This is a genomic window from Mucilaginibacter sp. P2_A4, assembly GCF_056405015.1.
This window is the reverse complement of record NZ_JBFUCX010000020.1, coordinates 100,650-127,392: the sequence shown is the minus strand read 5'-3', so window position 1 is coordinate 127,392 and position 26,743 is coordinate 100,650. Positions and strand designations below refer to the sequence as shown.

21 protein-coding genes are annotated in these 26,743 nt (G+C 40.9%); 10 read left to right on the top strand and 11 right to left on the bottom strand.

Annotated features, from left to right (window positions below; all coding sequences use genetic code 11):
* Nucleotides 1-310: 310 nt before the first annotated feature.
* From AC1DYB_RS27550 to AC1DYB_RS27535, 4 genes are all read right to left on the bottom strand, one after another.
* Entirely contained in the window at nucleotides 311-1,708 is a 1,398-nt protein-coding gene (locus tag AC1DYB_RS27550; RefSeq protein ID WP_477439754.1) for an MBL fold metallo-hydrolase, read from the bottom strand.
* A gap of 118 nt (nucleotides 1,709-1,826) precedes the next feature.
* Nucleotides 1,827-3,659, bottom strand: coding sequence for an ABC transporter ATP-binding protein (locus AC1DYB_RS27545; protein ID WP_295715361.1), 1,833 nt, complete (start codon nucleotides 3,657-3,659; stop codon nucleotides 1,827-1,829).
* 34 nt (nucleotides 3,660-3,693) lie between these two features.
* Complete coding sequence (locus AC1DYB_RS27540) at nucleotides 3,694-4,203, bottom strand: hypothetical protein (protein ID WP_477439752.1); 510 nt, start codon at nucleotides 4,201-4,203, stop codon at nucleotides 3,694-3,696.
* Between the two features lie 10 nt (nucleotides 4,204-4,213).
* A complete protein-coding gene (locus AC1DYB_RS27535; RefSeq protein ID WP_295715357.1) occupies nucleotides 4,214-4,990 on the bottom strand; it encodes an SAM hydrolase/SAM-dependent halogenase family protein in 777 nt (258 codons plus the stop codon).
* A gap of 100 nt (nucleotides 4,991-5,090) precedes the next feature.
* On the opposite strand from AC1DYB_RS27535, the gene AC1DYB_RS27530 reads away from it, so the two are divergent.
* The 4 genes from AC1DYB_RS27530 to AC1DYB_RS27515 all read left to right on the top strand — a co-directional run bounded on the left by AC1DYB_RS27530 (nucleotide 5,091) and on the right by AC1DYB_RS27515 (nucleotide 8,505).
* Nucleotides 5,091-6,050: a PhoH family protein gene (locus AC1DYB_RS27530; protein ID WP_295715355.1), complete on the top strand. Its 960-nt coding sequence runs from the start codon at nucleotides 5,091-5,093 to the stop codon at nucleotides 6,048-6,050.
* Between the two features lie 147 nt (nucleotides 6,051-6,197).
* Nucleotides 6,198-7,142, top strand: a complete 945-nt coding sequence (locus tag AC1DYB_RS27525) for a phosphoribosylaminoimidazolesuccinocarboxamide synthase (RefSeq protein WP_295715353.1) — start codon at nucleotides 6,198-6,200, stop codon at nucleotides 7,140-7,142.
* A 52-nt stretch (nucleotides 7,143-7,194) separates the two neighbouring features.
* Nucleotides 7,195-7,572 (top strand): STAS domain-containing protein, encoded by a 378-nt coding sequence (locus tag AC1DYB_RS27520; protein ID WP_295715351.1) that lies wholly within the window; start codon nucleotides 7,195-7,197, stop codon nucleotides 7,570-7,572.
* Nucleotides 7,573-7,593: 21 nt separating this feature from the next.
* Nucleotides 7,594-8,505 (top strand): ribonuclease Z, encoded by a 912-nt coding sequence (locus AC1DYB_RS27515; RefSeq protein WP_477439750.1) that lies wholly within the window; start codon nucleotides 7,594-7,596, stop codon nucleotides 8,503-8,505.
* A gap of 630 nt (nucleotides 8,506-9,135) precedes the next feature.
* Here the strand turns inward: AC1DYB_RS27515 and AC1DYB_RS27510 are convergent.
* Entirely contained in the window at nucleotides 9,136-10,080 is a 945-nt protein-coding gene (locus AC1DYB_RS27510) for an MlaD family protein (RefSeq protein ID WP_295715348.1), read from the bottom strand.
* Nucleotides 10,081-10,211: 131 nt separating this feature from the next.
* The gene (locus AC1DYB_RS27505) at nucleotides 10,212-11,117 is read right to left on the bottom strand and encodes an N-acetylmuramoyl-L-alanine amidase family protein (protein ID WP_295715346.1); all 906 of its coding nucleotides are present in this window, start codon (nucleotides 11,115-11,117) and stop codon (nucleotides 10,212-10,214) included.
* 52 nt (nucleotides 11,118-11,169) lie between these two features.
* On the opposite strand from AC1DYB_RS27505, the gene AC1DYB_RS27500 reads away from it, so the two are divergent.
* Genes AC1DYB_RS27500 through AC1DYB_RS27490 form a run of 3 tightly spaced genes read left to right on the top strand, consistent with a single transcriptional unit; the run spans nucleotide 11,170 to nucleotide 16,862 of the window.
* Nucleotides 11,170-14,019: a putative LPS assembly protein LptD gene (locus tag AC1DYB_RS27500; protein ID WP_477439748.1), complete on the top strand. Its 2,850-nt coding sequence runs from the start codon at nucleotides 11,170-11,172 to the stop codon at nucleotides 14,017-14,019.
* Nucleotides 14,020-14,024: 5 nt separating this feature from the next.
* Entirely contained in the window at nucleotides 14,025-15,272 is a 1,248-nt protein-coding gene (locus AC1DYB_RS27495) for a competence/damage-inducible protein A (protein WP_477439746.1), read from the top strand.
* 42 nt (nucleotides 15,273-15,314) lie between these two features.
* Nucleotides 15,315-16,862, top strand: a complete 1,548-nt coding sequence (locus tag AC1DYB_RS27490; protein ID WP_477439744.1) for a dihydrolipoamide acetyltransferase family protein — start codon at nucleotides 15,315-15,317, stop codon at nucleotides 16,860-16,862.
* A 141-nt stretch (nucleotides 16,863-17,003) separates the two neighbouring features.
* On the opposite strand, the gene AC1DYB_RS27485 is transcribed toward AC1DYB_RS27490, so the two are convergent.
* Nucleotides 17,004-19,814, bottom strand: coding sequence for a S9 family peptidase (locus AC1DYB_RS27485; protein WP_477439742.1), 2,811 nt, complete (start codon nucleotides 19,812-19,814; stop codon nucleotides 17,004-17,006).
* Between the two features lie 23 nt (nucleotides 19,815-19,837).
* Here AC1DYB_RS27485 and AC1DYB_RS27480 point away from each other — a divergent pair, with 23 nt between their 5' ends.
* Nucleotides 19,838-19,999, top strand: a complete 162-nt coding sequence (locus AC1DYB_RS27480) for a hypothetical protein (RefSeq protein WP_477439740.1) — start codon at nucleotides 19,838-19,840, stop codon at nucleotides 19,997-19,999.
* Nucleotides 20,000-20,111: 112 nt separating this feature from the next.
* Here the strand turns inward: AC1DYB_RS27480 and AC1DYB_RS27475 are convergent, their stop codons facing one another.
* From AC1DYB_RS27475 to argB, 3 genes are all read right to left on the bottom strand, one after another.
* Nucleotides 20,112-21,488: an aspartate kinase gene (locus AC1DYB_RS27475; protein ID WP_477439738.1), complete on the bottom strand. Its 1,377-nt coding sequence runs from the start codon at nucleotides 21,486-21,488 to the stop codon at nucleotides 20,112-20,114.
* 152 nt (nucleotides 21,489-21,640) lie between these two features.
* Nucleotides 21,641-22,462 (bottom strand): pyrroline-5-carboxylate reductase, encoded by an 822-nt coding sequence (gene proC / locus AC1DYB_RS27470; protein ID WP_295715335.1) that lies wholly within the window; start codon nucleotides 22,460-22,462, stop codon nucleotides 21,641-21,643.
* Nucleotides 22,459-23,304 (bottom strand): acetylglutamate kinase, encoded by an 846-nt coding sequence (gene argB / locus AC1DYB_RS27465; protein WP_477439736.1) that lies wholly within the window; start codon nucleotides 23,302-23,304, stop codon nucleotides 22,459-22,461. Before argB ends, proC begins: the two co-directional genes overlap by 4 nt.
* Nucleotides 23,305-23,507: 203 nt before the next feature.
* On the opposite strand from argB, the gene AC1DYB_RS27460 reads away from it, so the two are divergent.
* Both AC1DYB_RS27460 and AC1DYB_RS27455 read left to right on the top strand, forming a co-directional pair.
* The gene (locus AC1DYB_RS27460) at nucleotides 23,508-24,806 is read left to right on the top strand and encodes an NAD(P)/FAD-dependent oxidoreductase (protein WP_295715331.1); all 1,299 of its coding nucleotides are present in this window, start codon (nucleotides 23,508-23,510) and stop codon (nucleotides 24,804-24,806) included.
* Between the two features lie 60 nt (nucleotides 24,807-24,866).
* The gene (locus AC1DYB_RS27455; protein WP_295715329.1) at nucleotides 24,867-26,111 is read left to right on the top strand and encodes a cation:proton antiporter; all 1,245 of its coding nucleotides are present in this window, start codon (nucleotides 24,867-24,869) and stop codon (nucleotides 26,109-26,111) included.
* A gap of 2 nt (nucleotides 26,112-26,113) precedes the next feature.
* On the opposite strand, the gene AC1DYB_RS27450 is transcribed toward AC1DYB_RS27455, so the two are convergent.
* Nucleotides 26,114-26,722 carry an FMN-binding negative transcriptional regulator gene (locus tag AC1DYB_RS27450; protein ID WP_477439734.1) on the bottom strand — a complete coding sequence of 203 codons (609 nt, stop codon included), beginning with the start codon at nucleotides 26,720-26,722 and terminating at the stop codon, nucleotides 26,114-26,116.
* Between the last annotated feature and the right edge of the window lie 21 nt (nucleotides 26,723-26,743).

The following is a 26,743-nucleotide window of genomic DNA, read 5'->3' as shown; positions in this document are numbered from 1 at the left end:
TCTCGGATCGGTATCATGAGCTGAATAGAAATCTTTGGCAAACCTAAAAATAGTATGTTCACCACGCTTTACCTGTTCATATTCACCGATTAAAAAACGGTACTTGCTCAGGTAATTTCGCTTTAAGGTAAGATCGTTGTTTATGTTCCGCATAACTTTTAGCTTTATTAGTTAAAGCTAATTCTGTTACCGAATTATCTGACCTTTACAATTGCGAGGCACGAAGCAATCGCGAACTGTGCAAATCCGCCCTGTATAGTATGCGATTGCTTCGTGCCTCGCAATGACATAGTGTAAACGACATAGTGTATTAGAGGACGTAAGTCAAATCCTTCTCAGGTATCGTAACCGTATATCCTTCTTCTTCCAATGAGTTAGCCAGTAGTCTCATGCTTTCGCCTTCGCCATGTACAAGGAATACATTCTTCAATTTGGCTTTATCCTGCTGTTTTACGTTATCTAACAAGTCCTGGTGATCGCCGTGGGCGCTTAGTACGTCTGTTTGTTTAATGGTGGCGTAAACGGCCAGTTCTCGGTCTTTAATGTGAACAATGGAATCGCCGCGTAATAAACGGTGGCCTAAAGTTCCTTTGGCACAATAGCCGATGAACAGTATGGTACAGTAATAATTCTGGATGTTATAAAACAGGTGATCCTGGATACGGCCACCTTCCAGCATCCCTGCTGATGAGATGATGATACAGGGTTCGTAGTAGTTCGAGATTTGCCGGCTATCTTTCAGGTTTTCTACGTAGGTAAGATTATCGAATTCAAACTCATCGCCTTTATCCTTATAAAAATCCTGAGCTTCCTGGTTTACCAGGCTATGATATTTTCTGAAGATGCCGGTTGCTATGGTAGCCATAGGGCTATCAACAAAAACCTTAACCTGGGGCAATAAGCCTTCGCTAAAGATCTTGTTTAAAGAGTATACTAATGATTGGGTGCGCCCTATACTAAATGCCGGGATAATTAAACGCCCCTGCTCTCTTACGCAGGCTTTATCAATAACCTCTATCAATGTTTCCTCCACCGATTTGCCTTTGGTATGGTAACGACCGCCATAGGTTGATTCTGATACCAGGAAATCAACAGGAGGTAATTCCTGCGGATCATTTAATACCGGGTAGTTTTTCCTGCCAATATCGCCGGTAAAGGCAATAGATTTTTCTTCGCCATTCTCGATCACTTTTAAAACTGCTGCTGCTGCACCCAACAGGTGCCCAACCGGGATAAAAGTAAGTTCGATATTGCCGTTTATCCTGAAAGGGCGGTTAAAGCCTATGGTAACAAAGCGGTCAACCGTATCCATTACGTGTTTTTGCAGGTATAGGGGTTGCTGGCCATTGCCGGAGTTAAATTTCCCTTTACCACGTTTCCGGTTACCTTTAGCCTTGTTCATGAATATACTTACAGAATCAAGTAAAAGCAATTCGGTAAGATCGGCAGTAGGAGGGGTGCAAAGAATCTGTCCGTTAAATCCCAACCTTACCAGGGTAGGCAAATTTCCGGAGTGATCGATGTGTGCATGTGTAAGTATTACAACGTCAATCTCTTCGGCGCGAAAAGGGAAGTTCTCGTTTGATTGTATGCTGCGGTCCTTCTCATAATCCAGCCCGCAATCTATTAATATTTTATATTGGTCAACCTCCAGCAAATGCATGCTTCCGGTTACCTGTTGGGCTGCCCCGTGTATGGTTAATTTCATTTTATAAGTCGATGGGCCATGGTCAATATACCATAGCCTCTAAATACCTTTTTAGGTTTTCGGTTTAATATCCGAACTTTTATTTAAATAATGATAATCCGTGAAAGATAATTACGAATTAGTTACTCTGCGATTCAAATTGCAGCTGGCTTAAGTACCGGTAAAGTCCCTGCTCGTTGCCAATTAGTTCCTGGTGGCTGCCGCTCTCGATGATCTCACCTTTTTCCAGCACAATGATCTTATCAGCTTCGCGGATGGTTGACAGGCGGTGGGCAATGATAATGGATGTACGGTCTTTCATCAATTCTTCCAGAGCTTCCTGAACCAGGCGTTCTGATTCAGAATCTAATGATGAAGTAGCCTCATCCAAAATCAATATTGATGGGTTTTTTAATAATGCCCTCGCTATGGCAATACGCTGGCGCTGACCGCCAGAAAGTTTTACCCCACGCTCGCCAACAATGGTTTCATAGCCTTCTGGAAAAGATGTAATGAACTGATGCGCGTTTGCACGTTTGGCAGCCTGTATAATATCTTCTTTTGAAGCATTGAGCCTGCCATAGGCGATGTTTTCCATTATCGATCCGCCAAATAACAATACATCCTGCGGAACAATGGCCACCTGGTTACGGATATCGGTAATAGAATAATCTGCTGCCGGCCGGCCATCAAATAAAATTGTGCCGTTTTGTGGATGATAAAACTGGAGGATCAACGAAGCCATGGTTGATTTACCAGAACCGCTTGGCCCAACAATAGCCACTTTTTGCCCGGCAGAAGCATCAAAAGAAATGCCTTTTAAAATGGTAAGCTCTGATCTGGAAGGGTAGGCAAACACCACATTATTGAAAGACAGGTCGCCTTTGATTAGTTGATCAACCTGGTTGTTGTTTTCAACCATAGAGATATCTTCGCCATGTTCGGCCAATATCTCCAGCACCCGCTCACTTGCGCCTACGGCCTTTTGCAGGTTGGCGTAAAGATCAGGGAAACTACCCATGGCTGCACCTACAAATATGGAGTACATAATGAACGTGGTTAAATCACCTACTAGAATTTCGCCATGACTAACTAATACCGAGCCATACCATATAACGCCCACAAATGTACCAAACAAACAAAATACAATAAAGGAGGCAAAAATTCCGCGGAATTTGGCCCCTTTTACCGCTATGTCAACAACGTTTCGCAAAATTTTATCATAGCGCGTGGCTTCATACGCCTCATTTACAAATGCCTTTACATTGGCAATACCCTGAAGTGTTTCCTCCACAATGGTGTTTGATTCGGCGAGCTTGTCCTGGGCCTGGCGAGAGAGTTTACGAATGAATTTCCCGAAAAATACCGCAAATGCTACCAGGAATGGCAAAATAGCCAGCAGGGCAAGGGTCAATTTAATAGATACTATTGCCAGTAAAATAACACTGCCCACCATGATCACTAATTGCCTGATGATCTCGGCAATGGTAGTTGTTAAGGTATCCTGTATTTGTGAAAGATCGGCAGATATACGGCTGTTCAATTCACCAACGCGGCGGTTGGCAAAAAAGTTCATGGGTAGGGTGATCAGTTTAAAATAGGTATCCCGCCTGATATCGGCCAGTGAGCGCTCGGCAACCTGTACAAACCATACCACTCTAAAAAAAGATATAAATGCCTGCCCAAACAATATGATAAAACCGGCAATGGCAATTGCATTTAAGCTGTGCGGTAAATAAGGATATTTAAATTTGCCCTGTGCTGCATCAATCAAAGCACCCAGTATAGCGGGGAATGCGAGGCCAACCAGGCTTGATATAAATAAGAATAGCATACCGGCTATAAATTTACCCCGGTAAGGTTTTATGTAGGTGAGCAGTTTCCGTATGTTTTGGATGCTTTGCCTGTTTATTTTTGCTTTAGGTAATTCGGTCTCGGTCTTAGCGCCACTGTTCAGTCGTCCTCTTGCCATTTATAGTTTTATAGTTACGAGCGCGAAATTACACCTAAACTTTATTTTTTTTGTAAATAAGATATAAAATTGACGCAAGCATGAGCGCAATTATAGTTATATAGATAAAGTTTGAGGTTCCTTTTTGCTCTGCAGCGGCTTTAAGCTGCGCATTTTGCGCGCTAAGTTTTTTTATGGTAGCTATAAAACCCTGGTTTATAGTTTCTGCCTCTTTGCTGTGGCTTTGAATCTGCCTTTGCTGAAAAGCGCGGTACTCCAGTAATATCTTTAGTTCTTTGTAAATGTTGTCGTCAGTTTTTACGATGTCCATTAAAATACTGTTTGACCGGCGGATATCATCTTTGGTTTGCAAACCGAAGATTCCGGTATGCTGACTTAAACTTTGGCTGTACTGCCCAAATTTTTGTTTACGTACGGCCAGCATGGAATTGATTTTTTTGCGCTGAAGCTGGTATGCAATTGAATCTGCATTAAACCGAGATTGCGCTAAAAGATCGCCCACCGCAAAAAAACACAGCAAGCCAAGCAGTATTAGTTTCTTCATATATTATACTTTACTGAAATTCAATGATCACTTTGTCATTAAGGTTTAAACCTAATAAACCGCTCGCGTTGCCTTTGTTTATAGCAATTTCTAAATGATCGCTGATGCCAAAAAGGCATAATTTTTCACCGATAGGTACTTCATTATAATGCCAGCTGAGGTGGTTAATGGTTTCGTTCCGCTTAAAATTGAGTACAAAACGCCGGCCTTGTTGCACATTATTAAAAAATTCCTTGGTAATATTGGTGATCACATTTTGGAACGAATCGATATAAATAACCACGCCTTTTATTAGGTTTTTCTCGATAACAGGCTGTAGGTTCATTTTGTTTTCAATTTCGTGTGTAGGGATGCCAATCTCGTTAAGCTTTCCACCTTTTGCCAGGTGACACGCCGCCTTAACAAAAATATCAGCTAACGGAAAATGAAGAAATTTAAGGTCCTGCATAATGTTGATCTCCACAATCTCTTCAGGGTCGGTATCAAACATCAGCGAAAAAATCCCATTATCGGCCCCTACAAAATAATGTTTTTTGTACCTTACTGCCAGGTACTTTGTATGATCACTATAAACAGTATCAATGCCAATAAGATGCACAGTATCCTCGGGGAAGTAATAAAAACTGTTTTTTAATATAAACGCAGCCTGTTGTACGTTAAATGCCGCTACACTGTTGGTAATATCAACAATATTCACTGTAGGCAATAATTTATAGATGCTTCCTTTTAAAGTAGCTTGATAAATGTCCTTATCGCCCAAATCAGTAGTTAATGTTATTATTGCCATTAATTTTATAATATTTATTGCTAATCTTGTAATAGCATTTGAAGCTACAAATATTCAATTTTTAATTCATAAAAATCTGTAACTAAAAAATCAATTAGTATTGAACGAACTTAAGCTATCAATTGAAAACGTAAATCCAGCCGTATTGTGGGGGCCTAATAATGATCATTTTGAGATCATTAAGAAACAATATCCCAAGCTTAAATTAGTTGCACGAGGCAATGAAATAAAAGTTTTGGGTGATGATCACGAACTAAATGTTTTCCAGGAAAAATTCTCGCATCTGTTGCAACATGTAGAAAAATTCGAGAACCTGAACATTACCGATCTTGAACGTATTTTAGGATCAAAAGTTAATACCGGGCCATCTACAGACCAGGTAGCCGATAAATTTGCCAGTGGCGAGGTAATTGTTTTTGGCCCGAATGGCGTAATGGTGAAAGCCCGTACAGCCAATCAGCGCAAAATGGTTGATAGTATTAATACGAGCGATATTCTTTTTGCCATTGGGCCCGCAGGTACCGGTAAAACCTATACCGCGGTAGCTTTAGCCGTGCGCGCACTAAAAAACAAAGAGATAAAACGAATTATTTTAACCCGGCCGGCTGTTGAGGCAGGGGAGAACCTCGGCTTTTTACCCGGCGACCTTAAAGAAAAGATTGATCCGTATTTAAGGCCGCTGTACGATGCCTTGGATGATATGATTCCGGCGGAGAAATTGAAGTTTTACCTGGAGAACCGTACCATTGAAATAGCACCATTGGCATTTATGCGTGGCCGTACACTTGATAATTGTTTTGTGATATTGGATGAAGCCCAAAATGCTACCGATATGCAGCTCAAGATGTTCCTGACACGTATGGGGCCATCAGCTAAGTTTATAGTAACCGGCGATGTTACCCAGATAGATTTACCAAAAAAACAACAATCGGGCTTACATACCGCGTTACGCATACTAACGGATATAAGTGGAATAGAAATAGTATACCTAAGCGGCGAAGACGTAGTTCGCCATAAACTGGTACGTAAAATATTAGCAGCTTACGGAGATATACAATAGTGGAGTAGTATCAAGTAGTTGATTTAGTATCAAGTAGCCAGTATCAAGTATCAAGATTTTTAATCGTAAGAGTTAATACTTGCTACTTGATACTAATAACTTGCTACTGTACTTGCTACTTGATACTAACTACTTGATACTAAAAGAATGAACGCAATAAAAGAAACACATTTTAATTTCCCCGGGCAAACCGGCTACTATAAAGGCAAGGTACGGGATGTTTATACTATTGATAATAAGTACCTGGCTATGGTGGTATCTGACAGGATATCGGCATTTGATGTTGTACTGCCAGAAGCTATCCCTTATAAAGGACAAGTGCTTAACCAGATAGCTGCCCGTTTTTTAGAGGCAACAAGTGATATTGTACCCAATTGGGTTATATCCGTTCCAGACCCAAGTGTTACCATCGGTCGTATTTGCGAGCCTTTTAAGGTAGAGATGGTAATTCGTGGATATTTGGCCGGTCATGCCGCGCGCGAATATGCTGCTGGCCGCAGACAAGTTTGCGGAGAGGCCTTGCCCGAAGGCTTAAAGGAAAATGATATTCTTCCTGAGCCTATCATCACCCCAACCACTAAAGCATCAGTAGGGCATGATGAGGATATTTCAAAAGAGCAAATACTGGCTCAGCATATTGTAGCCGCAGATGATTATGAAAAGCTGGAAGCCTATACCAAAGCGCTGTTTAAACGCGGAACCGAAATAGCAGCGAAGCAAGGATTGATCCTGGTTGATACCAAATATGAATTTGGTAAGATTGGTGATGATATCTATCTGATTGATGAGATCCACACGCCCGATTCTTCCAGGTATTTTTACAAGGAAGGGTATGAGGAGCGGCAGCAAAAAGGAGAGCCGCAAAAACAACTTTCAAAAGAGTTTGTAAGGAAGTGGCTTATAGAAAACGGTTTTCAGGGTAAAGACGGGCAGGTTGTTCCTGTCATGACAGAAGAAATTGTAGAGTCTATATCTGAACGGTACATTGAGCTATACGAGCAAATTACAGGCGAGGCCTTCATAAAATCGGATACGGAGAATGTTTTAGCCAGGGTTGAAGGGGCTATAAAGCTCGCGCTTAATAATATGTAATTTTTATTTCCACGTAAAATAATCTTATCTTAGCTTAATAATCCCAGGAAGAATGAAATTTGCTGTCGATAAACACGAGAAATACATTTTGGTGAAACTCAATGAATCAAAATTGAATTCATTAGTAACTCCTCAGTTGAAATCCGAGTTGATATTGATCAATACGGAAGGACAAAGAAATATAATTCTTGATCTTTCACAAGTAAAATTTGCGGATTCATCCGGCTTAAGCAGCTTGTTGGTAGGTCATCGTTTATGTAAAAACGCCAGTGGCGTTTTTATACTCGCGGGTTTAAATGACGCTGTTTCGCGTTTAATAACTATATCTCAACTGGATAACGTACTCACTATAGTTCCAACTTCTGAAGAAGGCATCGACCTTATTTTTATGGAAGAGATTGAAAAGGAACTAAAAAAAGAATCAAGATAATCCAATGATTGTTTCCCTGGTATGAAATTTGAGTTAACAATACTTGGAAGCAGTTCGGCCACTCCCATTTTTAACAGAAATCCTTCAGCACAAGTGCTCAATATTAATGAGCACTTGTACTTAGTTGATTGCGGCGAAGGTACTCAACAGCAAATGCTGCGTTTTGATATCAAAGCAAGCCGTATCGATTATATATTTATAAGCCACCTGCATGGCGACCATTACCTGGGCCTGGTAGGCCTACTGTCGTCCATGCATCTAAACGGACGGAAAAAAAATCTTTATCTTTTTGGCCCTCCGCATTTAATGGAGATCATTGATCTGCAATTAAAATATTCAGAAACTACATTGCATTTCCCTTTGGTGTTTACACAAACCAATGCTCAAAAAGCCGAAGTTATTGTAGATAATAATGATATCGTTGTAGAAACAATTCCGCTAAATCACCGCATCGATTGTACCGGTTTTGTCTTCAGAGAGAAGAAACGGTTAAGGAAGCTGCGTAAGGAGGTAATAGAAGAAATAAAGATCCCGGTGCCGTATTTTACTGCCCTGAAAAAAGGTGCTGATTATACTTCACCATCCGGGAAGGTTTATAAGAATGATGACCTGACCATTGATTCTGACGAGCCTAAATCTTATGCTTATTGTTCAGATACTTTGTACGGCGAGCAATATTTTAAACAAATAGCGAACGCCACACTGCTATACCACGAGGCCACCTTTTTAAATGATATGTTGGATAGGGCAAACGATACCCATCATACTACCGCATTACAGGCCGGTGAAGTTGCATTAAAAACCAATGCCAAAAGATTGGTGATTGGTCACTTCTCTGCCCGGTATAAAACACTGAATGAGTTACTTGATGAAGCTAAGAGCGTTTTCCCCGAAACCGAACTGGCCATTGAAGGAAGAATATTTAATATATAACAGGCCTGAAGCGACTCTCGCCCAATCAGGAAAATCTAAAAATTAAACTTTAATCCGCCCTTTTTAACTGTTTGAAAGTTGGACATTAAAAGTAATTCCTAATAGTAATCCGATTTTAATGTTTTTTAAAGAGCCATTGGCTCGAAGATATTGTAACAACGGATTTTAATCCGTTGCTCATAAACCAAATGAAAATGAGTGCCATAGGCACGGTGCATTTTTAGGTAGATACCGGAATTTCCCATTGATTATATGCTAAATAACAGTTAACAGCAGAGAATATGGGCCGAACCTATGGTTCTTTTTATGTGCTGCTTCTTTTTCAACGGATTAAAATCCGTTGTTACAATATTAGCCGCGGCTATGCCACTGTTTTATTAAAAAAGCAATCTTGACTCTTGCTAAACACAACCCTGATGCAGCAAAGCCACAGAACCTTAAAGGTTGTCTAAATTTGATTAATTAACTTATAATGAGGTATATATTCACGCGTCATTGCGAGGTACGAAGCAATCCCAAACTCTAAAGATCGAATTTGCTAAGCACTCTGTAACAGCCTATAGCTTAAAAAATAAAAAGCTGAGCAGATATTATCCGCTCAGCTTTTTATTTTATATCGCGATATTGTTTTTAGTCCTTTTTACCTCCAAAAACAGAGAAACTTACATAGCGTTTTGGATGCGCTTTCAAGTCAATGAACAGGTTATTCAGGTTGTTTGATGCATCAGCAAGGTTTTTATAAACCTTATCATCATTCATTAACAAACCAAGTGTACCCTGGTTGGTATTTATCCTGGCAATAGCAGCCTGCAAATCGGCCATGGCTTTGTTAGCGTTATCCAGTGTGTTTTTAATGTTTGATGCGGCAACATCATTACTAACCTTTTCAAAATTGGATGTGATGCCGTTTACGTGTATCGTGCTGGTTTTTAAATTAGCAGATACAACTTCGGCATTTGAAAGTATGGCATCAATGTGGGTTGTTTGCGTACCCACCAAATTATCGATCTTTTTGGTAACACCTTCTAAGGTTTGCAATGAGTTGGCAATACTCATGAAGCTGCGGTCAACATTTTTTTGAAAGTTTGGATTCAATATTTTGTTGATAGCGGCCAGGGATGAATCCAGCTTTGTCATTAACTGTTCGGCCTTTTTTTGAATTGGCTGCAGGCTTTCGGCCAGGCTTCCCTGTATATCGGCCTTCAAGGTGTCTTTGTTTTCGGCGAGTATTTTGCTGTTGCCCAGTTCAAAAACTATAGCTTTACTCCCCAACAGGTCGGTGCTTTCCAGCTTTGCAAGGGTGTTGTTTGGTACATCGTATTTTTCTTCAATTTTAAATTCTACGATAGTGCGGCCATCTGGTTGAAGTTCCATTTTAGAGATCCTACCAATCTGGAATCCATTAACCAGTACAGGTTTTGATACGCCTAAGCCTTCAACACTGTTATAAACTGCATAAAATTTATTTGATCCCGAAAAAACATCGTTACCCTTTAAAAAACTATATCCTAAAATAAGTATAGTAATGGAAATTACCGTAAGTGCTCCAATTTTTGTTTCGTTTGAAATTTTCATTAAGTAAGATTGTGATGTTGTTTAAATTCTTTGAGGGCACTTGCTTGTACCAGGAGCAATATTTGTTAACTTTTAATATACGTTTAACCTGCTACTTAAGTTTGGCAGAAAACGCAAAGTAAATGCTTTTATTATTGCGATACCTTTTCAACTTCGTTTTTATAGTTTAATAAAGCGCGTACTATTGAACTTACAATTTCATTTTGTCCATCTTCCGAGTTTAAGTATTCTTCGTCTTTAGGGTTATTTATATAACCGGTTTCTACTAAAACCGAGGGCATTGCGGTATGGCATAACACATATATACCCTGCTCCCTTAAGCCTTCACTTGGGCGGCCGTCTGTTTGCACAAACTCGTTGTTAATTAACGTGGCCAGCTTTATGCTTTGCTGCCTGAATTTTCTTTTATACTCATTGGTTAAAATGATGGTGATAGGGTCATCGGGGTCTAAGCCGGCATCCATTCCAGAATCTTCTTCAACCTGGTTGTGTATAATCGTCTTTTCTTCCTCTTTAGAACGGTGCAATCCGTACACCAATAATAAAACCCCTTTGCCAGAACGGTCTGGTAAGCTAACCGTGCGGTAAACTGGTTTATGATGTTTGGTGCCAACCTGTTCCCTTACGCGCCTGTCAGATAATGAATTGCAGTGGATGGATATGAAAATATTTCCCTTGTTTTCGTTGGCAATTTCCGCGCGTCTTTCAAAAGAAACATCATCTTCTGTTGTACGTGTTAAAACTGCTTTTACCCCCGTCATATCTTTTTCTATGGCATTTTGCAATTTTAAGGCAATGGCAAGCGTTACATTTCTTTCTGAAGAAAAAGAGCCGGATGCACCATGAGAGAAATGACCTTCTGTGCTTGAAGGTTTGCCACCGTGCCCCGCATCAATAACAATAGTTTTTATTTTAAAACCGCTATTAATAACAGTATCTGCTTTTATAAAACCATAAGATGTAACCGGAAAACATGAAACAAGTGCCAGCAAAACCGATAAACTATAAATGAATCTTTTCAATGCCCTATTTTTCATTATTTTTGAACGCTGTTAACTATATCTGCAAAAATACTATTCATAATCAATTTTGAAATTCATATCTCTTTTTTTTCTGCTTGCAATTATTTTGACGGTAAATGTACTTGTTGCTGAAAGCAAAGGTACATATAACAGGTATAGCCACAAATCTGTAGCAGATACTATTATCAAACTTGACACTAATAAGGCAAGAGATAGGAAACTTCTTAAAGTTAAGAAATCTAAGCAAAGTAAGGTAACCCAAAATGCCGACGGCCAGGGCTTAAACAATACCTTCAATATAACCCCTGCGGGTGATACCGTTCGTAAAGCAGATACGCCTAAAATTAAAAAGGCAGATGGAAAGCAACTTGCACCTGTAGGCAAAGGCGCGTTGCCGGCAAATGATACCACTAAAAAAAGCGGGGGCATACAATCAGAAGTTAAGGCTGTAGCCGAGGATTCAACCGTTGTTGACAACGAGCATGATATTTTATACCTGTATGGACGGGCCAGGGTAACCTATGAAGATTTTGAGCTGGATGCAGATTATATAAGGGTTGATCAAAAAAATCACCTGATTTTTGCAAGCGGGAGTATTGATCCCCGCACCAAGCGTTACGTTGGCAGGCCATTATCCAAATCAAAAAACGAAAAGCCCATAGCATCAGATTCGTTGCTATTTAATTACACAACCAAAAAAGGAAAACTTTATAATCCCGCATCAGAGCAGGAAGGTAACTTTATATCTGGCGGGCAGGCAAAAAAACTAAATGAAACCGAGGTTGCTTATCGCAATGTAATTTTCAGTACCTGCGATTTGCCTTATCCCGATACACACTTTGGTATCGTGATAACCAAGGGTATTGGCGAAAAAAACAAGATCATATCCGGTCCGGCTTACCTGGAGATAGAGGGAGTGCCCTTGCCTTTGGCCATCCCCTTCGGTTTTTTTCCAAAACCTAACCAGCGAACATCCGGGGTTATATTACCTACTTTTGGCGAAGATGCCAAGCTGGGCTTTAAACTGGCGGGTTTTGGTTATTACCTGGGCCTTAGCGATTATATGGATTTAACCACAACGGGTACAATTTACTCCAAAGGGTCATATGAAGTAAACTCTACCGCAAGGTACCTGGTACGCTATAAATACACTGGTAACTTATCTTTGAGTTATGGCTCGCATAACTACCAGTTGCCCGGCGATCCCCCGGTGAAGGATATTCACATCGACTGGACCCATTCACAGGATCCTAATGCCAATCCCGGTTCAACATTCAGCGCATCGGTAAATGCGGGTACTTCGGGTTATTTTTCCCGCAACCCGTCAACCTCAAATTATAACGTGGTGACTGCCGCGCAAAGCAGTTTGCGTTCAAGTATATCTTACGGGAAAACATGGGCTGGTACACCTTTTAACTTAAGTGTAGGTATTGGGCACAGCCAGGATATCGCCCGTAAAACAATTACCATTGAGTTACCTACAATAGCCTTTGGTATGTCGTCAATCAACCCGTTCGATTCAAAAGATAGGGTGGGAGAACAAAAATGGTATCAAAAAATAACCGTTAGCTATAACTTGAACGCTACCAATAAAGTAAATGATATTCCCGAATCGGAGCTGTTTAAAAGCACGGTTACCAAGCGTTTGCAAAATGGCTTTCAACATCAGATCCCGGTAAGTTTGGGTTTAAATGTGCTTAAATATTTTCAGTTTAACAGCAGTGTAAATTATACCGAACGATGGTATTTTCAATCAGTTAACAAAAGATTTGAGCGTGGCAGCATTTCCAGTTCAGATGTGCTGCTTGTTGATACCTTGCAAGGGTTTAAACGTGCCGGTAATTATAGCCTGAGCACCGGCTTATCAACCAAGTTATACGGAACCATGAATTTTAAGCATGGTAATTTAAAAGCTATCAGGCACGTAATGACGCCATCCCTCGGGTTTGGTTATACGCCCGATTTTTCGGACCCAAGCTATGGATATTATAAAACCGCGGTAAGTACGGCAAGTATCCCTTATCCTTACACCTATCAAAAATACTCTATTTTTGAAAACGGGGTTTACGGCTATCCATCAAGCGGTAAGCAGGCTGGTATTAGCTTTGCATTGGATAACACCATTGAAGCCAAATTAAAAGCTAAAAGTACAGATACATCAGGTACAGATAGGAAGATCACGCTGCTGCAGGGCTTGTCTTTTTCAACCTTTTATAACTTCGCTGCCGACTCACTTAAACTGTCAAATATTCAATTTTCTGGTCACACCGCATTGTTTAAACAAAAGGTGAATGTTAGTTTCAGCGGTTCATTTAACCCTTATGTAGTTAACGTTCGTGATTCTATTTCAAATAATACTATAGTACGTACCAGCACTCTTGTTAATAAGTACAGATGGTCTAACGGTCAGTTTCCGCAATTAAACGCGCTTAGTATTTCTATGAGCGGCAGTTTAAATTCCACTTCGGCAAAAGCTCCGGGAACGCCTAACGTTAATACCCTGCAAAATATAGGCGCGCAACAAGCTCAACGGTTAGCATTGATTAACAGCGATCCTAACTCCTATGTGGATTTTAATGTGCCATGGAATATCTCCTTAAATTACAGTTACAGCTATAGTAATTTTCTTAACCAGGTATCAACAAGTAATACGCTCATGATCAGCGGTGATGTAAGCATCACGCAAAAATGGAAAATACAGTACTCTACTAACTATGATTTTAAGGCGGCCAAATTAAGCAGCGCAACATCATTTTCTATTTATCGCGATTTGCATTGCTGGGACCTTTCGTTTCAATGGGTACCATTTGGTTATTTAAAATCATATAATGTTACCCTAAAGGTTAAATCAACCATTTTACAGGATTTAAAACTGAGCAAACGAAACGATTATTCAAGTAGCAGGAATTTTTATTAATAAATATGCTGGCAGAGATTATAACCATAGGCGACGAAATACTTATTGGGCAAATTGTTGATACCAACTCGGCCTGGATGGCCAGGGAGTTGAATAAAATAGGTATCAGGGTTAAACAAATTTCATCGGTATCTGACGATAAAGATCATATACTGAAAGCCCTGGCCGAAGCTGCCACACGTGCAAAAATTATATTTATTACCGGTGGTTTAGGGCCAACAAAGGATGATATCACCAAGAAAACACTGGCCGAATATTTTGGTGTTGGTTTTGTTGAAAACAAGGAGGCGCTTGAAAATGTGGAGCGCATATTTGCTAAATACAACCGACCTTTACTTGATGTTAACAGGCTACAGGCTCAGGTTCCTGCTAATTGCGAGATCATATTAAACAAGAACGGCACAGCACCGGGTATGTGGTTTAACCATGAAGGTGTTATTTATATTTCAATGCCCGGCGTACCCTTCGAGATGATGTACATGATGGAAGGTGAGGTGTTACCTAAAATAATGGCTAATTTTAAGCTGCCATCCATCATTCATACAACACTTTTAACAGTGGGCGAGGGGGAATCATTTTTAGCCGAACGGATTGCCGATATCGAAAACGAACTCCCGCATTTTATTAAATTGGCTTATCTGCCTAAATTGGGCCAGGTAAGGTTACGTTTAAGCGCTTTTGGCGAAGACGAGGAATTACTTCAAAAACAAGTTGATGTTTTTGCCGGTAAGATTATTGAACGGATAGGTGCTGTTTTTGTGGTTGATAAAGATATCGCTTTAGAAAAAGCTATCCTTGATAAGATGACCGAAAAAGGCCTCACCTTATCCATCGCCGAAAGTTGCACCGGCGGATATATTTCGCATTTATTTACACAGCATCCAGGCTCGTCAAAAGTGTTTTTGGGCGGAGGAGTTACTTACTCCAACCCGTTAAAAGAACATATACTGGGGGTAAAACACCAAACCATTGAAAAATTTGGGGCTGTAAGTGAACAAACCGCGAAAGAAATGGTAGACGGCGCGCTATTAAATTTCAAGTCGGATTTTGCCATATCCGTAACAGGAGTGGCTGGTCCAGATGGCGGCACTATTGACAAACCCGTTGGTACAGTGTGGATTGCGGTTTCGGGCAGGGGTAAAATGTTGATAAAGAAATACACATTCGGCAATAAAAGGCAACAAAACATTGAACGGAGTGCTGTAATGGCTTTATCAATGTTGAATACTTTACTAACAGAAGTTGCAGATTAAGGCTCAAAATTCATAATTTTGAGCAAAAGTATAAACTGTAAAATGGCCAAATACCAACTGTTATTGCCAAAAATGGGTGAAAGCGTTGCGGAAGCAACCGTAATTAAATGGAATAAAAGCCCAGGAGATCATGTTGATGCCGACGAAGCAGTAATGGAAATTGCAACTGATAAAGTTGATTCAGATGTGCCCTCCCCGGTATCTGGTAAATTGGTTCAACAATTTTACCAGGTTGATGATGTAGTGCAGGTAGGTGCGGTAATTGCAATTATAGAAACTGAAGAAAAAGAAACTCCCCTTGAGCCCGAAATAGCCCCTGCGCCGCCGGTTCATGAAGCCCCTTTAGCACCATCTGTTACAGTAACGGAACAAGCTCCCGTAACTCCGGTTGCTGAAGTTCAAGAGGCTGTAGCGCCAGAACAAGAATCCAATACACCTATTGATATACCTGGTATTGCTCAGTTGGAGCAATTAAGCGCTTCGACCCAGGAGCAAACGTTCAAAAGCGAAGGCAGATTTTATTCGCCACTGGTACGCAATATTGCCAGCCAGGAAGGTATCAGCGTTCATGAACTTGATCGTATACCCGGAACTGGTTCGGAAGGCCGGTTAACTAAAGATGATCTGTTAAGTTATATTCAACATAAGCAATCACCTGCTGCGCAAACTGTGATACAGCCAGATGTATTTGCAACTGCTAAAAATACGGAACGGCCTGCAGAATTAATTCAAGGCATCAGTGCCAATGGCTCTGTTGAACCCAAAAGGGAAACTTTGCCTGTAAATGAACCAGCACCAGTTGCAACGCCGCAAAAAGCTGCCGAACCTGTAACAGAAAACGCTGGTATAGCCCAGTCATTGCCGGCAACTTCGGTTTCGGGTGGTGATGAAATAATTGAAATGGACAGGATGCGCCGCCTTATTGCCGATCATATGGTAATGAGTAAGCAAACCTCGCCGCATGTTACCTCTTTTGTTGAGGCTGATGTAACCAGCCTGGTGTTGTGGCGCGAAAAAGTAAAGAACAGCTTTGAAAAACGGGAGGGCGAAAAAATAACATTTACCCCGATATTTATTGAAGCTGTTGTTAAAGCGATCAAGGATTTCCCGATGATCAATATTACGGTAAGTGGTACGCAGATCATAAAAAAAGCTAATATCAATATCAGCATGGCAACGGCCTTGCCAAGTGGTAACCTTATTGTGCCTGTAATAAAGAAGGCCGACCAATTAAACCTGCTTGGAATAACCAAAGCGGTTAATGACCTTGCAAACAGGGCCCGGATCGGGAAACTATTACCGGATGACGTAAGAGATGGAACCTTTACTATTACAAATGTTGGTTCGTTTGGTAATGTAATGGGTACGCCAATTATCAATCAGCCACAGGTAGCTATCCTGGCGGTTGGCGCCATCAAGAAAAAGCCGGCCGTAATTGAAACTCCCGAGGGTGATGTTATCGCTATAAGGCATATGATGTTCCTGTCGTTATCCTACGATCACCGTGTAGTTGATGGTGCATTGGGCGGATCATTTGTACGCAGAGTTGCCGATTACCTGGAGAAATGGGATTTGAACAGAGAGATATAATTCACCACAATATATAATGCAAAAAACAGGCTAAATCAGCCTGTTTTTTGCATTATATGGCTTTCTAAAAGCGTCGGCTTCATGATTGCCAGTATTTAAAGAGTTTTTAAGCAGCAAAGCCTTCAACACCCGTCTGCCATACTATTTCACTAACTCAAAACCCCAATCTTTCCCTTTATCCACAGCGGGCACACCTTTAGCCATCCAAACCGGCATAGGTGCACCTTTTAAGTAATGATCAAAAAACTGCTGTTCGCGAATAGTGATATCCTTACGGTTTTGGCGTTGCACCAGGTTATGTGCCTCGCCATTGTATTGCAATAGCCAAACAGGCTTATTTAGGCGGCGCAAGGCAGTAAACATTTCTATTCCCTGGTACCACGGAACGGCGCCATCGGCATCATTGCTCATTATCATGACCGGGGTTTGCACCTTAGGTAGTTGAAATAGCGGTGAGTTTTCAATATACAGGTCTGGTTTTTCCCAAAGCGTAGCACCTATGCGGCTTTGTGTTTTTTCGTACTGGAACTGCCGGTTAACGCCCGATTCCCACCTGATGCCCCCATATGCTGATGTCATGTTTACCACTGGTGCACCTGCCCATGCTGCAGCGTACATATTGGTTTGGGTAATAAGGTATGCCACCTGGTAAGCTCCCCAGCTTTGTCCCTGGAGGCCAATATGAGCGCCATCAACCCACGCGTTTCTTTTTAATGATTCAACACCCGAGTTAATAAACTCAACCGCTGACGCGCCGGGATGGCCGTTTTCATAGCTGATATCCGGTGCGAAAACTAAATACCCGTTACTCACAAAAAAAGAAATAGGTAAACGCGAAGGGGTTGGGGCGGGAGCTATATAATTATAAAGGCCCTCAGATAGTTTTTCATAAAAGTAAACGATCATCGGGTACTTTTTATTCGGGTCGAAATCCTCTGGTTTATATAAAATGCCTTTTGATTTATAGCCCTTTGGAGTAGCCCACGTTACCAGCTCTGCCGTACCCCAGTTGTATTGGGCCTGTTGAGGATTGATGTCGCTTAGCTTTATCTCTTTTTTTAAATCTGTTGATACGTAAAGATCGGGAGGCAGCTCATAATTGCTTTTAGTGTAAATGTAAATGGCCGCATTTTTAGCACGAGTTAAATCGTTGTAGCTTAATTTACCCATGTTCACCTTTTCGGGGGCACTTTTGCTTTCGGGAGTTTTTACAAAATATCCCCATTGTTTGGTTTCCTCATCCTGGGCCAATAGCCACATTACCTGTTTTGAGGGAATGAATTTTTGCTCAGGGTCGGTCATGTTATACCTGATGATCAATTTGTTTTTACGACCGATGCCATTAGTGAAATTGGTTGCAACACCAGTCGCAGGGTCAATACTCCAGATATCATACCTGTCATATATCAGTACCGCTTTATCATCCTTTGTCCACCCGGCCAAACCATAATCAGAGGCGTAATTTGGAACATCATTCAATTCATCGCCCAGTTTGGTGCCGATTGACTTAGTAAGGTTGATTTTGGTACCGGTACTGATGGTATAAGTGTACCATTGTTGATCATTAAAATTGAACCAAATCACATACCGGCCATCCGGGGAGATTCGGTACCGGGCCTTTATGCCAGAGCTGATCAATCTCTTGTTGCCGCTTTTTGTATCGATTAAAATGGCCTGTTGTTTGGTATCGCCTTCCCATTGCGATTGTACACGTGCGCCGGTATCGGTTACTCCTAAAACATACCGGGCATTTTTATTTTCGGCTACAAAAACTTCCGGTATGGCCTTACTGCCTAATTGCACTTGTTTAGATTCCGGATCTTCTGGGCGGATAACTGCCGGGTAACTTCTCTTCAGTTCGGTTTGGAGGTTTTTGAGCTGTTGCGGCTGCAGGTAATCATCCTTGTAATTCCAGATATCAAGTTTGGCCACTTCAAAATCAATAATGGTGGTATCCACAGGTTTAGGGATAGGGGCAGTGCCGAAGAATAAATTAGCACCGCTTTTACTAAAATAAACCTTTCCGTCTCCGCTCACCGCCCATTTGGGGGGCATAGTTTCCAGGTTTTCAGCAGCAATCACCGTAGCGCTGTCCCTGGTTAAGTTATAGTAATATAGTTTGAATGGCTTCACCAGGGATTTTTCTGGATTTTTTTCTGCCGTAAAAGCTACCTGCCGGCTGGCGTCATCAATAGTGATACTATGATAATTGCCTCTGCCTGTGCTGATGGCTTTAACCGTGTTTTTATCAATGTCAAATAGATATAATCCTGAGATAATTTCCTTTTGTTTTATCGGAGCAGTAACAGCAAATGCTACCAGTTTGCCGTTTTTGCTTACCTGGTAATCGGTAACATATTTAAAGGTACGGGTTGTGTTGCCTGTTAATTGTTTTACGGTGAGGTCAGTCCCCTCGCGGGTAGGCGGCGCAATGGTTGTACTTATCGCTTTTTTTGAGGTGTCATTTGATGCAGGCTTTTTTAATGTATCACCTGCAGCGAGGTAGGCGATAACATCCGCATTTTCGGCAATTTTAAAACTCCTCACAGCGGGAATTTTTGTAACGGTTTTGGTTGCCAATGAGATAAAACCCAGGGTATCTTTGGGGAATTCTGCCTGTTTTTTCTTCTTGATCTTTGCCTGGCGGGTATCTTTATAAAACGGCCTCACGCGGAATACTGCAAATTTGCCATCGCTGGTAAAACGTGCAGTATCAGCCCTTGGGATATGAACATTGCCGGTATTTTTTGAGCTGGTGATCACCAGTTCGGCATCGCCCTCCTGTGGTTTTATCACATATAAAATCCATTTACCATCATTGCTGATGCGCTGATCGCTAATACTTTGCCATCCGTCGAAAACAGAATGATCTAATGGTTTTTTAGAGGCTTTTTGGGCAGATGCATTAAAGCAGATTGCTGATAAACAAATAATTAGTAAAATTCTACCCATATCAACCTTGTTAAGCATTAAATATGCTCAAAATAGCCGGTTTATTAAAATTAGCCACGGGAAAGTTACAAACAAGGAGAAAGGTGAAAGGTGAAAGGAGAAAGGAGAAAGGTGAAAGGAGAAAGGAGAAAGGTGAAAGGAGAAAGGAGAAAGGTGAAAGGAGAAAGGAGAAAGGAGAAAGGTGAAAGGAGAAAGGTGAAAGGTGAAAGGAGAAAGGTGAAAGGTGGAAGGAGAAAGGTGAAAGGAATTAGAGGGTGTAAAATAACCTTTTGCCTTTCACCTTTTACCTTTAGCCTTCTATATCATTGCCTTATTTAGTGCTTTAATGGCTTCTGCAAAATCTTCACGGGCTACCAGGAATTGGATATTTACTTTACGCAGGGCAAAGCCACAGCTTTTTATATTGATGCCATGCTTGGCTAAGGCTGTTGCTGATTTGGCCAGTAAGCCGGGCTGATCCATGTTGGAGCCTATTAGGCAAACCATGGCCATCTTCTCAACGGTTACCTTTTCGTAATCATCTTCCAGTTCCTGTATAAGTTTTTTGTTATAGTCCTTATCCCATATCACAATGGAAATACTATTGGCACTGGTGGCCTTAAAGGTGTAGCTAACGCCATATTTATAAAACAGCTGCATGATATGAAAATCGGTACCTACATTGCCCACCATTGATGGGTCGTAAATATCTATCATCATCACTCTTTCGGTACCTGTAATTACCTCAACACGCTTTTTATCGCAAATGTATTCGCGGGTTATTAGTGTGCCGGGGTGCTCTGGCTGAAAAGTATTTTTGATACGGAGGTCTATATCATTAATCTCCAGTGGTTTTGACGCCTTTGGATGGATAGCTTCCATGCCTACGTCGGCTAATTGATCGGCTACATCATAGTTAGTGTTACCCACCGGAAAACAGTTTTCAACGCCAACCAGGTTAGGATCAGCAGTGCATAAATGATATTCTTTGTGGATGATAGCTTCCTGCGGTTTTACAGCTACAGCGATTTTGCTAAAGGTAACCTCAGAGTAGCCGCGGTCAAACTCGCGCATGATGCCTTCTGTGCCCTTGGCGTAACCGGTTACAATAGAGATTGTATCCTCAAAATTGATGTTTTGTAAGTCTTTTTTGATCCGTTGATCTATGGTAAAAGACCGGTGGTCATGAAAACCGCTTAAATCAACAAACGTGGCATTGATGCCCATATTTTGCAAGATATTGGCAAAGTTAAAAGCCGAATGGCTTTCGCCTATTGATGCTAATATCTCCCGTGCCGCCAGTAAAATATCATCCTTGTTTACATAACCAGATGCCAGGATATTAGCTATATTTTCAAGATAGGTTTGTGCATCTTTAAGGCGTTGCTCAATAAACGCATCAGCTTCGGCAATGTTTAGGCCCAGGCTTTCATAATTTTTATTGATCTGTTTTAGCTTAACAATAAGCGCATTTAAGGGCTTATGAAAATCCTTATAGGTTGCCAGGCGGTGATAAACCCCCGGAGCACCGGTTTTCTTATTCTCCAACAGGAGGTTGGTCACTCCCGAAAATGCAGATACTACAAATATGCGGTTATACAATTGCTGTCCGCTGCGTTCAAACAGAACGATGTTTTTAATAACATCGCCCAATGCGGTCATTGATGTGCCGCCGATTTTTTCTACTGTTAACATGCTAAAAAATAAACACTGTATAAGTGTATGTGCTAAAAACTATACCAATGCGATAGCATTGGTATAGGCACTTTTAAGAAATTGAATATTAGGTTTTTATAATTGGTTAGTATTTTAAGAGGGTTATCAAATTGATAGCCTGATTATCAATATCAATGAACATCTTTCTTGTAAAGATCACCGGCTTTTTCGGCGGATAATTTAATGCCCTTTATCATTGCCGAGCTAAAACCGTTATGTTCCATCTCATTTAAACCTGCAATGGTACATCCGCTTGGCGAAGTAACTTTATCAATTTCCTGCTCGGGGTGTGATGACAATTGTAGCAGCAGGTCGGCGGCACCCTTGGCTGTTTGAGCAGCCATTTTTAAGGCATCACCCGCGTGGAAACCAATTTCGGTACCTCCCTGTGATGCGGCGCGAATGGAGCGCAGGAAAAAAGCGATGCCGCAGGCGCAAAGCGCGGTGGCTGATGTCATCAGTTCCTCATTGATCTGGATGCTTACACCAACAGTATCAAAAAGTGATTTAACCAGGTTGATGTTTTTATTGGTACCGTTGTCAGTAGCAATACAAGTCATGGAATGCCCAATGGCTATAGCCGTATTTGGCATAGCGCGAATTACCTGTACGTTAAGATCAAGCTGCTGGCGGATATCATTACAGCTCACACCCGAAATAACAGATATCAACAACTGTTTTTCGGGCTTTATAGATGGCCTTATTTCATCCAATAATTTGTTAAGTTGTTGGGGGAGCACGGCCAATACGATGATATCTGATTTTTTAACCGCTTTTAAGTTGTTATCAGTTGTAGCATAGCCTTCTTGTGCATATTCTGCCAATGCTGCCACATTTCTGCGTGTAAGCGTAATTTGCTGGGGCTTACAGATGCCAGCTTTTACCAACCCTTTGGCTAATGACAGCCCTATATTTCCAGAGCCTAAAATGGCTATTTGCTGTGATGCATTCATGCGTTTTTACTTAAACGTGTTCCAAATGGTTTGTTATTCTTTAAATTCCCTAATTCGTCGCTTTTGCCAATGATAACTGCCTGTACACCGCATGCGATAGCGGTAAAAGCATTATCCAGTTTTGGCAACATTCCACTATGTATAATCCGTTGTGTTTTTAATTCTTCATAATGCCCGGGGTTAATTTCCCTGATCAGCGAATCATCATCATCAATATCCTGTAAAACCCCTCTTTTTTCGAAACAATAAATTAAGGTTGTTTCATATAATGATGATAGGTTAACCGCCAACGCTGATGCTATTGTATCGGCATTGGTATTTAATAGCTGGCCTTCGCCATCATGTGTTATAGCGCAAAAAACAGGGGTAAAGCCTGCTTCCATCAAACGGCTTATATTATCCGGATTGATGGAGTTTTCATCGATATCTCCTACAAAACCATAATCTATAGTTTTTACCGGGCGTTTTTTGGCACGTATAAAATTACCATCGGCCCCGGTTAAACCTATGGCGTTATTACCAAAGCGTTGTAACTGCGCTACTATATTCTTATTAATCAGGCCGCCATAAACCATGGTTACCACTCTTAACGTTTCAATATCAGTTATTCTCCGGCCATCAACCAATCGGGCCTCAATGCCCAAATCCTCAGCGACTTGGGTAGCAACTTTACCGCCGCCGTGTACCAATATTTTAAATCCATCTAACTTTTCAAAATCCTTTAAAAAATGATATAGGTTTTCTGAGTTATCTATAACGTTTCCACCTATTTTTATAACGTACAGGCTTTCTTTAGTTGTTATTTTAGTCGATTTTATAGGATCTGTCACACTTTTGTTCATTCTTCACATTAATTTAACACCAGCTTTGTCAATTTACTACCATTTTAAATAGAAATCTGTTAAAAATAGGAAATTATCGTGTATTTTTTACTGAAATGACTAAAAAATGATTATTTACTTACAGTATTATAAGTTTACAATTTGATTATGAAATAATTAGTAAACTTGAAATTAAGGCATTAAACTTGTTGTAAAATTTACTTATGGATAAAAAGAAAAGTGCCAAGCCCCGTGTAGTAATTGTTGGCGGTGGATTTGGCGGACTTGAATTAGCTAAAAATTTGAAAAATGCACCAGTAGATGTTTTATTGCTGGATAAACATAATTACCATACTTTTCAACCTTTGCTTTACCAGGTGGCTGCAGGTTCAATTGCTGCCGATTCTATCGGCTTCCCTATTCGCAGGATCTTTACCAAACAGGATAATTTTCGTTTTGCGCTAACTGAGGTTCAGGAAATTCATCCTGAGAGCAATACCCTTACAACCGATGTGGGCACTGTATATTATGATTACCTGGTTTTAGCTACCGGATCAAATACCAACTTTTTCGGCAATAAGGAAATTGAACATTTTGCCATGCCCATGAAGAATATACCCGAGGCGCTAAACTTACGCAGCCTGATTCTTCAAAATCTGGAAATGTCATTAATTACCAAAGATCCGGAAGAGAAGGCCGCGCTAATGACCTTTGTAGTAGTAGGAGGAGGCCCTACAGGCGTTGAGCTTTCTGGTGCACTGGCAGAAATGCGGCAGCTGATACTGATGAAGGATTACCATGGTTTAAGAAAACATAGCATGAAGGTTTACCTTGTAGAAGGTAAGGCGGAGTTACTTGCTGCTTTCTCGCCCGCGGCATCTGCCAAAGCCAAAAAGTTCCTGAAGGATATGGATGTAACTATTTTTAACAACGTACACGTGGAGAGTTATGATGGTGCGCTGCTTAAAATAGACGATGGTACCACCATACTTACCCGTAACGTTTTATGGGCTGCCGGGGTAAAGGGTGAGGTGCCTGCAGGTTTGCCAGAACAAAGTATTGTGAGGGGAAACCGGATACAGGTAGATGAAATAAACAAGGTAAATGGTTACGCCAATATTTTTGCCATAGGTGACGTTTCTGCCATGATCACTCCCGAAACGCCAAACGGGCATCCGGGTGTAGCACCAACGGCTATGCAACAAGGCGAATGGCTTTCCAAAAACCTGGTTCGTATATTAAAAAATGAACCCACAGTTCCGTTTAAGTATAAAGACAAAGGCTCGCTGGCTACCATAGGCCGTAACAAGGCCGTGGCCGATTTGGGGAGGCTTCATTTCCAGGGATTTTTTGCATGGCTGCTTTGGGGATTTGTGCATTTAATGTCCTTAGCCGGTTTTACCAATAAAGGAACGGTATTTTTTAGTTGGGCTATTAATTATTTCACCAAGAACAGCGATAACAGGTTGATAGTGCGGTATTTTAATTTAGAAACCCGCATGACAGATCCCGAGTCGAAGTAAAAAGGCATTATTTTTTAAAACATTATGGCTTTTGTTTTCTTACTGAATAAGTAAACGCCTATGGATCTGTTTGTTGTAATTACTTTGTTGGTTATTGTAAGTGCCTTTTTCTCGTATATAAATGCGCGCTTTGTTAAACTTCCAGGTACTATTGGAACCGTTTTGATAGCAACCATTGTTTCGATAGTTATATTGGTTGTTGATAAGTTAGATCCTCATACTGCCAAATATTTAACTACGCTTGCCAAGAATATCGATTTCTCCAAAGTAGTACTTAATGTTATGTTGGGTTTCCTGCTTTTTTCAAGCGCTTTTAACCTTGATGGTAAAAAGCTAAAAAAAGAGATGCGCCCTGTATTTGTATTAAGTACGTTAGGTGTAATCATATCAACTGCTGTTTTCGGATTTCTTCTGTATTTCCTGGCGCCTTTTTTTCATATTCATATGCCCCTTATGTATTGCTTGTTATTTGGGGCATTGGTTTCACCAACAGATCCGGTGGCGGTATCGGCAATCATAAAAAACTCCAAACTTCCGGCTCACCTCGAAACCATTATCTCGGGCGAATCCCTGTTTAATGATGGTATAGGATTGATCCTGTTTGTAATTATTTTGGAGATAACAAAAGTTGGAGAGAGCAATATCGAGGCATCACAAGTTTTGTTGCTCATCGTTAAAGAAGTTTTGGGGGGGATATTGGCCGGTGCATTCCTGGGTTACGTTGCCCAGCGATTAATGAAATCGGTTAAAGATTTTCAAACCATCGTATTAATCTCACTGGCACTGGTTATGGGCCTATCGGTATTGGCAACTATTTTTAGTTTCTCGATACCTTTAGCGATAGTAACCGCGGGCCTGTTTGCCGGCAGCCACTCCATAAACCAGGATAATAAAGAAAAATCACACGAGTCGCTGGAGAAATTCTGGCAATTGGTGGATGAAATGCTGAATACCATCCTGTTTGTAATGATAGGCCTACAGCTTATCAACTTACCATTTGTAAATAATTATTGGGTTACGGGAAGTATATCTATTGTATTTATATTGCTGGCACGCTGGCTAAGCATTATGCTGCCGCTTACCTTTTTGCGCCACTCCTTAAAGGTAAACTATAGCAATATCAATGTAATGACCTGGGCCGGACTAAGAGGGGGGATCTCCATTGCATTGGCTTTGACATTGCCCGATACGCCTTACCGCCATTTGATATTATCCGGCAGTTATTTTATTGTGATATTTTCAGTAATTGTGCAGGGTTTAACGCTTAATGCCATGATTAACAGGTCCGCCAAATTTATAGGTTAAGCCTATTTTAATTTTGACATATATTTAGCGATCTCGCTTTCATTAGTGTCTGGACTTTTATCTAAAGAATTAATGATATTATCTCTCTCTATCGCCGAGCGATTTTGACTTAGCTTTTGTTTGCCCTGCAGGTCATCAACAACAATTTCAAAAGCTACTATACCTTTCATCATTTTTTGTTTGTACTCTTCAGGCAAACTATTCCATTGTTGAAGATAGCCGGGCTCGTAGTTGCTTATCATTTTAGTAAGCAGGGTAGCTGTGTCTTCGCCCTCTGGTATCAGTGTCGCTTTGCCATAGGCATGTACAGCTAAATAATTCCAGGTAGGTACATTGGTTTCTTTCTCGTAATTTGCGGGTGATATATAGGCGTGAGGCTCGGTAAATATTACCAAAATAGATTTACCTATAATTTGACCAGCCTGGGGATTTGCTTTTGCAAAATGCGAGAGCAAAACTATTTTATCGCCGCGAAGCTCAACCAAAAAGGGGAGGTGTGAGGCTACCGGCACATCATCATCTGCTGTAACTATGGTTGCAAAACTATACCGTTGCATAAAGCTGATGGCTTCCTGCCGGTTGGGAAATTTATTGAAAGACGGAATATACATTTTATGAAGTTGATTTTGGGA